The organism is Corynebacterium marinum DSM 44953 (assembly GCF_000835165.1).
In the GTDB taxonomy this organism is placed as follows: domain Bacteria; phylum Actinomycetota; class Actinomycetes; order Mycobacteriales; family Mycobacteriaceae; genus Corynebacterium; species Corynebacterium marinum.
Window position 1 is genome coordinate 192,895 of the sequence record NZ_CP007790.1, and the last position, 13,903, is coordinate 206,797.

At 69.5% G+C, this 13,903-nt stretch carries 12 protein-coding genes, 1 tRNA gene and 1 other RNA gene; 7 read left to right on the forward strand and 7 right to left on the reverse strand.

Annotation, left to right across the window (positions count from 1 at the left end):
• Positions 1 to 117 precede the first annotated feature (117 nt).
• Positions 118 to 206, reverse strand: a tRNA-Ser gene (locus B840_RS00960).
• Between the two features lie 150 nt (positions 207 to 356).
• Between B840_RS00960 and ffs the strand changes: the two genes are divergently transcribed.
• The 7 genes from ffs (at position 357) to recR (ending at position 6,808) form a co-directional block, all read left to right on the forward strand.
• Positions 357 to 455: signal recognition particle sRNA small type (gene ffs, locus B840_RS13010), an RNA gene on the forward strand.
• A gap of 55 nt (positions 456 to 510) precedes the next feature.
• Entirely contained in the window at positions 511 to 1,782 is a 1,272-nt protein-coding gene (locus tag B840_RS00965; protein WP_042620574.1) for an aspartate aminotransferase type Ic, read from the forward strand.
• Positions 1,783 to 2,316: a suppressor of fused domain protein gene (locus tag B840_RS00970; protein WP_084602692.1), complete on the forward strand. Its 534-nt coding sequence runs from the start codon at positions 1,783 to 1,785 to the stop codon at positions 2,314 to 2,316.
• A gap of 22 nt (positions 2,317 to 2,338) precedes the next feature.
• Positions 2,339 to 4,606 carry a DNA polymerase III subunit gamma and tau gene (locus B840_RS00975; protein ID WP_042620575.1) on the forward strand — a complete coding sequence of 756 codons (2,268 nt, stop codon included), beginning with the start codon at positions 2,339 to 2,341 and terminating at the stop codon, positions 4,604 to 4,606.
• A gap of 46 nt (positions 4,607 to 4,652) precedes the next feature.
• Complete coding sequence (locus tag B840_RS00980) at positions 4,653 to 4,979, forward strand: YbaB/EbfC family nucleoid-associated protein (RefSeq protein WP_042620576.1); 327 nt, start codon at positions 4,653 to 4,655, stop codon at positions 4,977 to 4,979.
• Positions 4,980 to 5,030: 51 nt separating this feature from the next.
• A complete protein-coding gene (locus tag B840_RS00985) occupies positions 5,031 to 6,047 on the forward strand; it encodes an ATP-grasp domain-containing protein (RefSeq protein ID WP_042620577.1) in 1,017 nt (338 codons plus the stop codon).
• Positions 6,048 to 6,151: 104 nt separating this feature from the next.
• The gene (gene recR / locus B840_RS00990) at positions 6,152 to 6,808 is read left to right on the forward strand and encodes a recombination mediator RecR (protein ID WP_042622408.1); all 657 of its coding nucleotides are present in this window, start codon (positions 6,152 to 6,154) and stop codon (positions 6,806 to 6,808) included.
• 13 nt (positions 6,809 to 6,821) lie between these two features.
• Here recR and B840_RS00995 read toward each other — a convergent pair whose 3' ends face one another.
• The 6 genes from B840_RS00995 to leuA form a co-directional block, all read right to left on the reverse strand.
• Positions 6,822 to 7,823: a cation efflux transmembrane domain-containing protein gene (locus B840_RS00995; RefSeq protein ID WP_042620578.1), complete on the reverse strand. Its 1,002-nt coding sequence runs from the start codon at positions 7,821 to 7,823 to the stop codon at positions 6,822 to 6,824.
• Positions 7,820 to 8,314, reverse strand: coding sequence for a substrate-binding periplasmic protein (locus B840_RS01000; protein ID WP_042620579.1), 495 nt, complete (start codon positions 8,312 to 8,314; stop codon positions 7,820 to 7,822). Before B840_RS01000 ends, B840_RS00995 begins: the two co-directional genes overlap by 4 nt.
• Before the next feature lie 188 nt (positions 8,315 to 8,502).
• Positions 8,503 to 9,258 (reverse strand): type 1 glutamine amidotransferase, encoded by a 756-nt coding sequence (locus B840_RS01005; RefSeq protein WP_042620580.1) that lies wholly within the window; start codon positions 9,256 to 9,258, stop codon positions 8,503 to 8,505.
• Positions 9,251 to 10,528, reverse strand: a complete 1,278-nt coding sequence (locus tag B840_RS01010; protein ID WP_042620581.1) for a Mur ligase family protein — start codon at positions 10,526 to 10,528, stop codon at positions 9,251 to 9,253. Before B840_RS01010 ends, B840_RS01005 begins: the two co-directional genes overlap by 8 nt.
• A 15-nt stretch (positions 10,529 to 10,543) precedes the next feature.
• Entirely contained in the window at positions 10,544 to 11,587 is a 1,044-nt protein-coding gene (locus B840_RS01015; RefSeq protein WP_042620582.1) for an exonuclease domain-containing protein, read from the reverse strand.
• Positions 11,588 to 11,708: 121 nt separating this feature from the next.
• Positions 11,709 to 13,556 carry a 2-isopropylmalate synthase gene (leuA, locus tag B840_RS01020; protein WP_042620583.1) on the reverse strand — a complete coding sequence of 616 codons (1,848 nt, stop codon included), beginning with the start codon at positions 13,554 to 13,556 and terminating at the stop codon, positions 11,709 to 11,711.
• Positions 13,557 to 13,903: the final 347 nt, after the last annotated feature.

The following is a 13,903-nucleotide window of genomic DNA, read 5'->3' on the forward strand; positions in this document are numbered from 1 at the left end:
CCCGTTCCGGGCGGTTTCTCCTCGCGACGTCCACCCGTCGGCGGATTTAGACGCCCCCGCCCCGCACCCTTACCCCGGAAAAGCGAAGAACCCCCAGTCTCCCGGGGGTTCTCGCTGTGGCGGAGGATAAGGGATTTGAACCCTTGAGGGGATTTCTCCCCGCACGCGTTCCAGGCGTGTGACATAGGCCGCTAGTCGAATCCTCCTGGCCGAACACATCAGCATGGCTGTTGTGTTCTCGCAAAACAATACACAACGACGTCTGAAAAACACAAATCGCAGGTCACGTCCGGGGAACCTCGGGAAACCAGGGCGGGGGAGTTGGCCTGAGGGTGCCGGGATGGTCTAGAGTGGTCGGCAGGATCCCGTGCGGCGTCCATCTTGTGAACTCCCCCAGGGCAGGAATGCAGCAAGGGTCAACGAGCTCTGGCGGGTGCGCGGGATCCCCTTATTTTCTCTTTGCGTCTAACATTGTGGCCGTACACTCCCTTTGGAAGGTAGGCCCTCAACATGACGCTCCTCGACTTCGATTCCGACCGCCTGGCAGAGTTCGCGACGCAGGTCCGCGGTGACTATGAAGAGCTCAAGGCGAAGAACCTCAAGCTTGACCTCACCCGGGGAAAGCCCTCCTCCGAGCAACTCGACGTCGGTGAGGCCCTCCTGGCGCTGCCCGGCGAGGGCGACCACAAGGACGCCGACGGCGCGGACGTGCGCAACTACGGCAACCTCAAGGGCATCCGCGACATCCGCGAGCTGTGGGCCGACGTGCTGGGCATTAACCCGGAGTACCTCGTCGCCGGTGACGCCTCGTCCCTGAACATCATGTTTGACCTGGTCTCCTGGTCCTACGCCTTCGGCAACAACGATTCGGAGCGCGCCTGGAAGGACGAGGAGAAGGTCCGCTGGATCTGCCCCGTCCCCGGCTACGACCGCCACTTCACCATCAGTGAGCACTTCGGCTTCGAGATGGTCTCCGTGCCCATGCTCGACGACGGCCCCGACCTGGCGGCGATCCGGGAACTGGTGCAGGATCCGCAGGTCAAGGGCATGTGGGCGGTGCCGACTTTCGGCAACCCGACCGGCATCACCTTCTCCGAGGAGGTCTGCCGGGAGCTCGCGTCGATGGAGACCGCGGCGCCGGACTTCCGCATCGTGTGGGACAACGCTTACGCGGTGCACACGCTGACGGACGAGTTCCCGCCGATCCACGACGTGGTGGCGTTCGCGGAGGAGGCCGGCAACCCGAACCGTTTCTGGGCGATGTCCTCGACCTCGAAGATCACCCTCGCCGGTGCCGGTGTGAGTTTCTTCAACTCATCGAAGGCGAACCTCGACTGGTACCTGGCGACCGCCGGCGTCCGCGGCATCGGCCCGAACAAGGTCAACCAGCTGGCGCACGCCCGTTACTTCGGTGACGCGGAGGGCGTGCGGGCTGTGATGCGCAAGCACGCCGGTTCCCTGGCGCCGAAGTTCACCCGCGTGCAGGAGATCATGCGCGAGCGCCTCGGCGAGTACGAGGTCGCCCGCTGGACCGAGCCCGAGGGCGGTTACTTCATCTCCCTCGACGTCATCGACGGCACCGCGTCGCGCGTCGTGGAGTTGGCGAAGGAGGCGGGCATCGCCCTGACCGGCGCCGGTTCCTCCTTCCCGCTCAAGGATGACCCGAACAACCGCAACATCCGTCTCGCCCCCTCGCTGCCGCCGGTGGAGGAGCTGGAGGTGGCGATGGACGGGGTGGCCACCTGCGTGCTGCTCGCGGCCGTCGAGAAGCTCGGGGCGTAGGTGCGGCGGGAGGAGATCGTCCAGTGGCTCGGCGGGCTCGTCCCCGCTGAGCTGGAGTTCCGGGAGGATTCGGCGGCGGCGGACCTGGGCGACGATCAGCGGATGGCGCTGACGGTGGGTTTCTCGGACGTTGATACGGGGCTCGTCGCGGTGGACGGCGGCGCGGATGTGCGTTCGGAGCTGATCGCGGTTGCCCGGGCGGAGAAAGAACAGCTCAGGGCCATCGTCGAGGCGGCCGCGCGGATGCTTGCCGACGCCGCCGGCCTTCTCCCCGCCCAGCCCGGCACCATGATGCCGAACCTGGCGGAGCGGGCGGGCCTGCAGGACGTCACCGTCGCGCACGGCCTGTTCGTCCCGCCGTACCTGTGGGGCGGGGAGACCCCGCGGGTGACGGAGGAGGATCGGCTGACGGTCGTGCTGCAGCTGGTCATGCTCACTGACGCCGAGTACGCCTACGCCGTGGAGGAGGGGCCCGGCGGGCTGCAGCAGGCGCTGGGTGAGGCGGGCATCGATCTTCTCGACTGGCGGCGCTGACTCCCCGGGTAGGCTGTTCGACGTGGCTCTCTACCGGAAGTACCGTCCCGCCTCCTTCGCCGAAGTCGTCGGACAGGAGCAGGTGACTCGTCCCCTGTCGGTGGCCCTGGATTCGGGCCGCATCAACCACGCGTACCTCTTCTCGGGGCCGCGCGGTTGCGGTAAGACATCCTCGGCGCGCATCCTGGCACGTTCGCTCAACTGCATCGAGGGGCCGACGTCGACTCCCTGCGGGGTGTGCCCCTCCTGCGTGTCGCTCATGCCCGGGGGGTCGGGCAACCTGGACGTCACGGAGATCGACGCCGCGTCCAACAACGGCGTCGACGACATGCGTTCCCTCCGGGAAAGGGCCCAGTTCGCGCCCGCGGAGTCCCGCTACCGCGTGTACATCATCGATGAGGCGCACATGATCTCGGGCGCGGGCGCCAACGCGCTGCTCAAGATCGTGGAGGAGCCGCCGGCGCACGTCATCTTCATCTTCGCCACCACCGAACCGGAGAAAATGATCGGCACGATTCGGTCGCGCGTCCACCACTACCCGTTCCGCCTGCTCACCCCGCAGGCGATGCGTGGCCTGCTGGAGCGCACCGTCTCAGCGGAGGGCGTGCACGTCGACGATTCCGTCTATCCGCTGGTCATCCGCGCAGGCGGCGGCTCCCCGCGCGATTCTCTCTCCATCCTGGACCAGCTCATCGCCGGTTCCGGCCCCGAGGGTCTCACCTACGACATTGCGCTGCCCCTGCTGGGTGTCACGGACCTCTCGCTTATCGACGCCGCCGTCGACGCCCTCGCCGCCGGCGACCGGGCCGCGCTGTTCACCACCGTCGACGACGTCATCGAGGCCGGCCACGCCCCGCGCCGCTTCGTGGAGGACCTGCTTGAGCGTCTCCGCGACCTGATGGTCCTGCAGGCGGTCCCGGAGGCCTTCGAACTCGGCCTCGTCGACGCCCCGACCGACCGTGCGGACGTCCTCCGCCGCGAGGCCGCCTCCTTCACCGCCGCGCAGCTGGCGCACCTGGCCACCACCACCAACGACCGGATCGCCGACATGCGCGGCGCCACATCCCCGCGCCTGCTCCTGGAGATCCTCTGCGCCCACCTGCTCCTGCCCGCCGCCCCGGTCCAGAGCGCCGGGGGAGTGGCCGCCGCGGCCGCCACCGCGGCGTCGGCCGCCCCTGCCGCCCCGGCGGCTGCTCCGGCAGCGCCATCCGGCGGCAAAGTCTTCGAACGGCCCTCCGTCCGGCGGGCCCGGGAAGCCGTGGTCAACAAACCCGTCGAACAGCCCGGGCCGGAGGTCCCCCAGCCGCCGTCGCCGTCGCCTGCGCAGGTACCTGCGTCGGCCCCTGCGCCGACGAAGCCTGTGCCCACCCCGCCCCCGGCTCCGGAGACACCGAAGCGGCCGGAGCCCGCCGATCCGGTTGATCCGGTTGATCCCGTCGACATGCTCCGTGCCCGCTGGTCGGAGATCCGTCAGCTGGTCTCGGGGCGCAACAAGGTCGCCGGCATCATGCTCGCCGAGGCTCGCGTCCTGGGCCTGCGGGACGACACCCTCATCCTCGGCCATAACACCGGCGCTCTGGCGGAACGCCTCAACGCGGAGTCGAACAACAAGGACATCGCGGCAGTGGTGTCCGAGGAGGCGAAGCGCGAGCTCAAGGTGCATTGCGTCATCGGCACGGATCCAGCGGCCGCGGGTTTCGGGGCGCAGCCGGCCAAGAAGGAGGCGTGGAACCCGCAGCGCGAATCCCGCGACGAGGCTGAGTCGCCGTCGACGCAGCAGCCGGCGCAGCCGGCCCCGGCACCCGCACCTGCGGCAGCCCCTGCCCCCCAACCTGATCCTGCGCCCGCGCCGATGTGGGGGCGGCCGCGCCCCCTGGGCGGGGAGCAGGCTCCAGTTCCGGCTCCGCCTACCCCGGCCCCGGCCCAGCCGAAGCCGGAACCTTCCCCTGATCCGGCGCCGGAAGGGGCCGGGCCCAGGTCATGGGAGGCCGCCGCCGAGCGCGGCCGCGTGAAGATGGCCGAGCGTGCTGCGCGCCCCTCCTTCGGCGACGGCGTGCCCCTGCCCCCCGAACCCATGGACGACGACTCCGAGCCGGCCCCGCCCGAGGAGCCTGAACCTGCGCCACAGTCACAGCAGGTCCCGCAGCCCGCGCCGGAGCCGACCCGCCGCGAAGAGGAGGAGAAGATGATGGTCGAGGCGGCCCGGGAACCGGGGACGTTCGACCGTCGCGACGCGACGACGATTGTGGTCGAACTGCTGGAGCAGGAGCTCGGCGCGCGGCGGCTGTGAGCCGGTAGACTTGCGCGCGATCCTTCCCCACAACGAAAGGCCAGTCATGACCCAGCCGGATATGTCCCAGATTCTCGCCCAGGCGCAGGAGATGCAGGCCAAGCTGCAGCAGGCGCAGCAGGAGATCCTCGCTTCCGAGGTCACCGGCACCGCCGGCAACAACCTGGTCACCGTCACCATGACCGGCGGCGGCGAGGTCACCAACGTGAGCATCGATCCGCAGGTCGTGGACCCGGAGGACGTCGACACGCTGCAGGACCTGGTCATGGGCGCGTTCCAGGACGCGCACGCCAAGGCCGGCGACCTCGCCGCGCAGAAGATGGGCCCGCTGTCCGGCGGCGGCGGCGACCCGTTCGGCGGAATGCTCGGCTGACAACCCTCCGAATCGGGTAGCGTGGCTTCACCGACACATAAGAGGTGAGCCATGTTAAGTCGAATCGACGACCCCTTCTTCCTGGATTCCGCCGGCCCGGAGCGCCCCCTCGTGGTGTTCCTGGGCGACGGCACCGACGACGAGGACCACGACATCCTCTTCCCCGCCCTCCGCGACCGCGGTGTGGCTGTCATCCGTGTCCACCCGGAGGAGCTGGTCGTCCGCCTCGACCGCGACCGGGTCACGTTCGCGGTCCGGGGGCGGGAGATGGCGCCGGACCTCGTGGTCGGCTGGGTGCTCGACGAGCTGCTGTTTCCCGGCATGACCCAGCTCGACGTCTTCGCCCGCGCCGGAGTGCCGGTCATCAACGACGCGATCACCCTCTTCCGCGCGCAGAACAAGCTGCTCGACAGCTCCATGCTCGCCGCCGCGGGCGCGCTGCGCTATCCGGTCATCTCCGGCCGGGACACCGCGGAATTGGGCACGTGGCTCGACGGCCTCGACGGCGCGGCCGTGGTCAAGCCCCTGTACGGCCACGGCGGCCGCGGCATCGAGCGTATCGACACCCCCGCGGCCCGCGCCGCCCTCATCAGCCGGATCGAGAACGACGGGCGGCCCTATTACGCCATGCCCTGGATCGAGAACCCCGGCCGCGACATCCGCGTGTACACCGTCAACCACCGCGCGGTGTTCGCCATGTACCGCTACGCCCCGCCGGGGAAGTGGATCACCAACGTCCTGGCGGGCGGACTCATCGCGATGTGCCCGCTCACCGAGGACATCGCGCATCTCGCGGAGCGGGCGTCGCGCGGGGCGGGAACCCTCATCGGCGGCGTCGACATCGCCGAGAACCTGCACACCGGCGAGCTGGTCGTCTACGAGGTCAACTCGTGCCCGACCTGCGAGCCTCCCGTGCTGGAGATGATCGCGGACTTCCTCGCGGCGGCCGCCGAAGATCTCGACGCCGCCTTGGAGACCTGGCGGCCGTCCCACGTCCACACCGATTTCGACGGCTCGCCCGACCTCTTCCACGCCAGCAAACGCGGACGTCTGCACCAGCCCTCCTGAGGGGCGGTCGGGGAGGTCCGGCGGGGCAGGCACTATCCTGGACCGGACGGCGCGGCGGGTTATCCGCGGCGCATGAACCGGACGGAAAGGTGTCGGAAGGCAACGTGTTTGAAGGACCGCTCCAGGACCTCATCGATGAGCTCTCCCGGTTGCCCGGCGTGGGCCCGAAAAGCGCCCAGCGCATCGCCTTCCATCTGCTCAGCGTCGAGCCGGACGACATCAGCCGGCTCACCGCGGCGCTGGAGGCGGTCCGGGACGGGGTGACCTTCTGCCGCATCTGCTGCAACGTCTCCCGCGAGGAGGTCTGCCGCATCTGCGCCGACTCCGGCCGCGACCGCGGCATGATCTGCGTGGTGGAGGAGCCGAAGGACATCCAGGTCATCGAGCGCACCGGCGAGTACAACGGCCGGTACCACGTGCTCGGCGGAGCCCTCGACCCGCTGGCCAACGTCGGCCCGAAGGACCTGCACATCGCGGAGCTGCTGCAGCGCATCGGCGGGGTGCGGCCGGACCGCGAGCTCGCGGACTCCACCCCGGCCGCGCCGATCCACGATTCGGTCCCGGACATCCACGAGGTCATCCTCGCGACCGACCCCAACACTGAGGGGGAGGCGACCGCCTCCTACCTGGCGCGGCTGCTCCGGGACTTCCCCGGCCTCACGGTCTCCCGGCTGGCCTCCGGCATGCCCCTGGGCGGCGACCTGGAGTTCGTCGACGAGCTGACCCTCTCCCGCGCGTTGAGCGGCCGGCTGAAGCTGTGATTCCGGTGCCGGCTCAACCCCGCAGAGTCTCGTCCGCCAGAAGGTAGCCGGGGAGGGAGCCGACGGGGATGACCGCGACGTCGTGGAGCTTCCAGTGCAGGTCGAGGATCTGCCGGCGCGCCTCCATCAGCTGCGCCAGGCTGGGATCCTGCCCGGGTTCCGGGATGACGAACATCTCCACGTGGAAGACGTGGCCCTGGTCGCGCACCCGGGCGGCGGCCTGCCGCACCCACGGGATCGCGCGGGTGACCTCCTCGGCCTCGTGGATGAGGGGGTGCTCCTCGGAGTCGTCGAAGCGGGTGGCCCGGGTGTCGGTGAGATCCCCGACGGCGGCCTTGACGTTGGTCACGCCGTCGAAGACGATCGACCCGGCGACGAGGATGGCGGCCGCGGAGTCCAGCCACCACAGTCCGACGCCGATGCCGAGAACACCGATGATGGTGGCCACCGCGGTGGTCCAGTCGGCCTTGTTCATGTCGGCGTCGGCGCGCAACACCTTATCGTGGAGTTCCTCCGCCAGTTTCAGTTTCATGCGGCCGAGGATCACCGGAATGACGGCGGTGGGGATCATGACGGCGATCATGAGCCAACCGGCCCAGAACTGCCGGCCGAAGATCACCGTCGTGCCGACGGGCGGCTTCTCCAGGCTGATCAACCCCAGGAGGGAGGAGATCAGCAGAATGCCGCCCATGAGCAGCAGGGCGGTGCCCGCGACCAGGTGGGCCACGCCGATGGAGCGGTGATGGCCGTAGGGGCGCCGGATGCTGGGCCGGATGCGGATGATCCGGGCGGCGATGAGGAAGGCGACCGGCGGCAGCAGGGACAGCGCGTCCTCCGCCCAGGCGGCCTGCATGGCCTGCGACTGGCCGGCGACCAGGCCCACCGCGACCAACGAGACGAGTACGAAGCCGACGGTGATCCACTCCAGCCGGATGGCCCGGGCGAGCGCCTGCTGCGGTTTCTCCGGCAGCGGACCCCCGAGCGGACCCGCGTCGGCGTCGTTGACCCAGTTCATCGGACCTCCCCCTGCGCGCGGGCCAGGTGGCGTTCGAGTTCCACCAGCAGCTCGTTCTCGCCCATCCGCACGCCCATGACCATCTTCTCCTCGTTGCCGCCCGCGGACGGCACGGACGCGTAGGGGCGTGTCAGAGCCATGTGCGAGGACCACGGCGCGGAGGTGGTGAGTCCGCCGATGACGAGGTCGAGCTGGCCGTCCTTGATTCCGGTCGCCAGCACCGACTCCGGACCGGGCCGCCATTCCACCTCGGCGTCGATCCCCTCGGCGAAGCTGGTGACCAGATCCGCCTCGATGCCGGTGGCGCGGCCGCTCTCTTCGTCGATGTCCACCCAGGGCGGGTGTTCGGAGACACCGACCACCAGGGTGCCGCCCCGGGCGCGGTCGTAGGTTCCGTCGGCGTCGACGGGAATAGCGGACAACACCCCGCAGGCGCCGAGCACGGGGGCGGCCGACAGTGCCAGGGCCACCAGGGGTACGACGGGTCTCATGCTGCCTCCTGAAAGAATCCCACCGGATATGAGGCAATGCTAGGCCGGACAAGCGGTTCCCGGCACGCGAGGATCGGGAGGCGTGTCAGGATTGCGCTGAAATTTCCCGGAGGCGCCGCGCTGACCTGGGGAACCTCCCGCCCCCAGGGAAAGTTCAGCCCGATCCCGACACCGCGGAGGGGGGCGGGTTACTTCAGCCGCTCCAGGCGCAGGCGGTCGATGACGGCGATCTCCAACGGCTCCAGATCCGCCAGGGCGATGCCCAGCGCATGGGCCAGGAGAAGGTCCGCGAGCTGCGGATTCCGGGCCAGGACCGGCCCGTGCATGTAGGTGGCGATAACGCTGCCCTGCACCGCACCCTCCGCGAAACGCTGGCGGGAGCCGTCGGCGACGTCGGCGGAGGCGGCGACGTCGCAGTTTCCGGTGCCGCGGTTGACGCGGCCGAGCGGCTCGGCGCCCGGGCCGAGGAGGGTGGCGCCGAGGTGGTTCTCGAAGCCGGTGAGCGGCTCCGTCAGATCGGCGGTGATCCCCGCCTTCGTGGGGGTGGCCGCGACCTCGCCGATGGCGCGCTGCTGGAGGCCCACGGTGGTGGCGTCGATGAGCCCGAGCCCGTCGACGACCCGGCCCCCGGCCCGGAAGGACTCGCCGAGGACCTGCAGGCCGGCGCAGACTCCCAGGATGGGGCGGCCGGACCAGGCCGCGCGGGTGAGTCCGCCGTCGGTGATGAGGTGCTCCGCCGCCAGCGTCTGGGCGGTGTCCTCGCCGCCGCCGAGGCAGTACACGCCCAGGTCGTCGGGGATGGCGTCGCCGAGCTTGAACGCCAGGATCTCCGCGTCGAAACCGCGCATGCGGGCCCGCTGGCGCAGGACGAGGGCGTTACCGTCGTCGCCGTAGGTGCCCAGGACGTCGGGCAGGACGAGTCCGATGCTCAGGTGCTCAGCCACGTTCAGTCTCCTTGCTCAGTGCGCGCTTCAGATCGCGGAAGGCGGTGTAGTTGGCCAGGACCTCGATGCGTCCCGGCGGGCAGGCGAGAACCGCCTGAAGGGGGTCGGGGAGGAGTTCGTGGGTGATGTCCGCGTAGGTCAGGCGAACGGCGAGGTCGGTGCCGCGTTCGCCGGAGGCCTTGACCTCGAGGCCCTCGAAGTCCTCGAAACGCACGTCCCACAGCCAGGAGAGGTCCTCGCCGTCGGCGACCTGGCCGTTGACGGCGATGACCAGCCCGTCCGCGGAACGGTCGATCATGGACAGCGCCTCCTGCCAGCCGGCGGGGTTCTTGGCCAGCAGCAGGTGGATGTCGCGGTCGCCGAGCCGGACGGTGGAGTAGCGGCCGGCGACGTTGTCCACGCCTTCGGTCGCGCTGATTGCCGCGTCCAGCGGAACGTGGAAACCCTCGACGGCGGCGGCGATCGCCTGTGTGGCGTTGCCCCGGTTGGCGCGCCCCGGCAGCTTCAGGTTCAGCGCGGACCGGCCGTGCGGAGAGACGAGGCCGTCGTCGGTGACGGTCCAGGTGGGGGTGGGGCGGCGGAAGACGCGGCCGTCGGGAAGGGGCTTGACGGCCCACCAGTCGTCTCCGTCGCGGACGACGTGGCCGCCGGTGCGGGGGCAGGAGACGGAGTCGCCGATCCAGCCGGCGCCGGCGGCGACCCACACGACGTTCGGGGTGTCGAAGGCGACCGAGGTCATCAGCACGTCGTCGCAGTTGGCGATGACGAGCATGTCCGGGTGGCTGTCCACCGTCTCGCGCAGGGCGCGCTCGATCTTGTTGATCTCGCCGACGCGGTCGAGTTGGTCGCGGGTCAGGTTGAGCAGTACCAGCGCCTCGGGGTTGAGCCGGTCGGCGACCGCGGGGACGTGGAGTTCGTCGACCTCGAGCACCAGGTGGGTGGCGTCCTTCCCGGCCAGGAGGGCGGAGATGAGACCGGCGTCCATGTTGTCGCCGCCGTCGTTGGTGGCCACGGCGTACTTCGACCGCATCGCCGCGGCGAGCATCCGGGTGGTGGTGGATTTGCCGTTGGTTCCGGTGACCAGCACCGTGGGGCGGCCGCGGCCGAGCTTCTCCATGATGGTCGGGTCGATGGCGTTGGCCACCAGCCCGCCGATCATGCCGCCGGCGCCCCGGCCGGACAGGCGGGAGGCGGTGGTGGCGAGCCGGGCGGCGGTGGTGGCCGCGGTCGACCGCAGACGGCGCAGGACACCGGAATCTCTGGAACTCATGCCACCACAGTAGTACTAGCGCCCGGGCTTGCTCTGCACGCGGGACACGGCGTCGAGGAACTCGGCGTCGGAAAGCAGGGGGATGTCCTTGCGCGCGGCGTGCATGGCCTTGCCCCGCAGATCGCTGGTCTGGTTGCAGACGACGACACTCGTGGTGCGGGTGAGTTTCTCGGAGTAGACCAGCTCCGCCTTCAGGGCCGCCTCAATGAGGACGTCCGGGTCCACCTCGACCTCGGGGGCGATGACGACCTCCATGCCGCGCGCCAGGTTGCGGCCCGGCACAAGGGGGCCCGGGTTGGGGTGGGGGCGGGGTGCCTCCATGGCGTCGACGCGGATGTGGGAGCGCTGCAGGCCGAACCGGTCGGCGCGCAGGTCCTCGGGGACGGCGCTGGAGAGCTCCCCGTGGTCGCGGATGGCGAAGAAGATGTCGATGAGCATGTCGTTCGTCTCCCGCGTCGTCTCGTGCTCCGACTGCCGGGCGCGCTCGACGGTGGCCACGGGCGACTCTGCGTCCACCCCGAGGGTCAGGGCGAGCCCGGCCGGCCGGGTGTCCTCCAGCAGGATCTGCTGGCGGCGCGCGGAAGCGAGCGTATCGACGATCGCGGCCGGCTTCGGTACGTGCCCCACCCGCTGGCGGCGCCGCCCCCGGCCGCGCCCCCGCCCGCGGGAGCGGTTGGTGCGGGCGGCGGCGTTCATGGCGCGCCGGGCCTCGGAGACGAGGAAACCCCACACGCGGGGGGCGTTGTGGACGACGAGGGTGCGGTCGTCGAGAAGCCGGTTCAGGGTCCGCAGCACCTGGGAGAAGCGCTGGCCTTCGGCGACCTGCTCGTGGGTGAGGCCGTGGTAGTGATGCGGGCCGGGGTCGCCGCCCGGGTTGAGCACGGCGTGGAACTCCTCGCCGATCTCCCCGTCCTCGTTGAACGTGAGGGCATCGACGGCCACGAGCCGGGCCGTCGTCGGGTGGATCCCGGTGGCCTGGACGGTCACGGCGACGAAGGGGAATTCAGTGACTTCAGCGGCGCGGCCGTCCTGCTCGGTGTCACCGTTGGTCATTGTCATTGTTCAGAGTCTAGTTCACGGGCCCGTGCGATCAGGACGGCGAACCGGACGGGGCGTCGGGAAGCGGAAAAAAGGGGGGTGCGCTGCCGCGCACCCCCCTTCAGCCGTGGTCGGCGGGGGCTTAGACGCCGCCGGCCAGGACGGAGACCTTGCTGGCCAGGGCGCGGTTGACCGCGGAGGTCAGCGCCTTGAGGGAGGCGCGGGTGATGGAGCCGGCGATGCCCACGCCCCAGGCGGCGGAGCCGTTGACGGTGGCGTAGATGTAGCAGGCAGCCTCGGCGTCATCGCCCGCGGAACGGGACTGCTGGGAGTAGAACTGGACCTCGGCGTCGATGCCCAGCTGCTCCAGGGCGTTGGCGAAGGCGGCCACGGGGCCGTTGCCGGTGCCGGTGATCTCCTTCTCCTGCCCCTCGTGGATGACGGTGGCGGTGACGTTGGCCTGGTCCTCGTCGGTCTCGGCGTTCTCCACGTGGACGGTGATCTGCTCGACCGGCTCGCGCACGTCGAGGTACTCGGTGGCGAAGATGTCCCACATGTTCTTGGAGTTGACCTCGCCACCCTCGGAGTCGGTGACAGCCTGGACGACGTTGGAGAACTCCACCTGCATCTGGCGCGGCAGGTTGATGCCGTGGTCCGTCTTCATGATGTAGGCGACGCCGCCCTTGCCGGACTGGGAGTTCACGCGGATGACGGCCTCGTAGTCGCGGCCGACGTCCTTCGGGTCGATGGGCAGGTAGGGCACCTCCCAGGTGGTCTCGCGGAGCTCGTCCCAGGTGACCTCGGTGCTGTCGGCGTTCGGCTTGACCTGGGCAGCCATGGCGTCCAGGCCCTTGTTCACCGCGTCCTGGTGGGAACCGGAGAAGGCGGTGAAGACCAGATCGCCGCCGTAGGGGTGGCGCTCAGGGACACGCAGCTGGTTGCAGTACTCGACCGTGCTGCGGACCTGGTTGATGTCCGAGAAGTCGATCTGCGGGTCGACGCCCTGGGTGAGCATGTTCAGGCCCAGGGTGACCAGGTCGACGTTGCCGGTGCGCTCACCGTTGCCGAAGAGGCAGCCCTCGATGCGGTCCGCGCCGGCCAGGTAGCCCAGCTCGGCGGCGGCCACGCCCTCGCCGCGGTCGTTGTGCGGGTGCAGCGAGATGATGATGGAGTCGCGGCGGGCCAGGTGGCGGTGCATCCACTCGATGGAGTCGGCGTAGACGTTCGGGGTGATCATCTCCACCGTGGACGGCAGGTTGATGATCATCGGGTTCTCCGGGGTGGGCGCCATGACCTCGGTGACGGCGTCGCACACCTCGCGGGCGAACTCCAGCTCGGTGCCGGTGAAGGACTCCGGGGAGTACTGCCAGCGCCAGTTGGTGCCCGGGTAGTCCTGGGCGATGGACTTGATCAGCTCGGCGGCGTCGACGGCCAGCTGCTTGATGGCCGGCTTCTCCTTGCGGAACACCACGCGGCGCTGCAGCTCGGAGGTGGAGTTGTAGAAGTGCACGATGACGTTCTTCGCGCCCTCGCACGCCTCGAAGGTGCGGCGGATCAGGTGCTCGCGCGCCTGGACCAGTACCTGGATGGTGACGTCCTCGGGGATCATGTCCTTCTCGATGATCTCGCGGACGAAGTCGAAGTCGGTCTGGGAGGCGGAGGGGAATCCGACCTCGATCTCCTTGTAGCCCATCTGGATCAGCAGGTTGAACATGCGGCGCTTGCGCTCCGGGCTCATCGGGTCGATCAGCGCCTGGTTGCCGTCGCGCAGGTCAACTGCGCACCACTGCGGGGCGACGGTGATCTTCTTGTCCGGCCAGGTGCGGTCCGGCAGCACGATGTTCTCGACGGCCTCGGCGAAGGGGCGGTAGCGGTGCACCGGCATGGCGGAGTTGCGCTGCTTGTTCCAGGCGGGCTGGCCCTCACGGCGGGGTCCGTCGGGGGTGCGGATCTCGGAGGGGGCGGAGATGAAGGAGTCGTTCGGGGACATGGAGTTTTCCTTTTCGGGTCTTCGTGCGGCTATCAGGGGCCGTCAATGGCCTTCACTGTAGTAGCCGGGGAGGTCTCGCCGCTGATGATCAGCGGGAGAAGCGACCGGCAACACCGAACCCCGCGGCGGGCTGCCGGTCGCTTCTCAGTGGACCTGGGACCCGCCGCGGCGAAGAAGAAGGAGGTTCGCGCGGTAGAACATGCAGTGAAGTCTACACCGGAAAGTGTTCGGGGCAACACTTTCTTGCGAAGAATCAGGAAAACCCCTGGCCCCGCCAGATGTCGGCGGAGCCAGGGGGTCGGACTGTCGAGCTAGAAGTGGGCGAGGAGGGTTCGGAACGGCCAGGT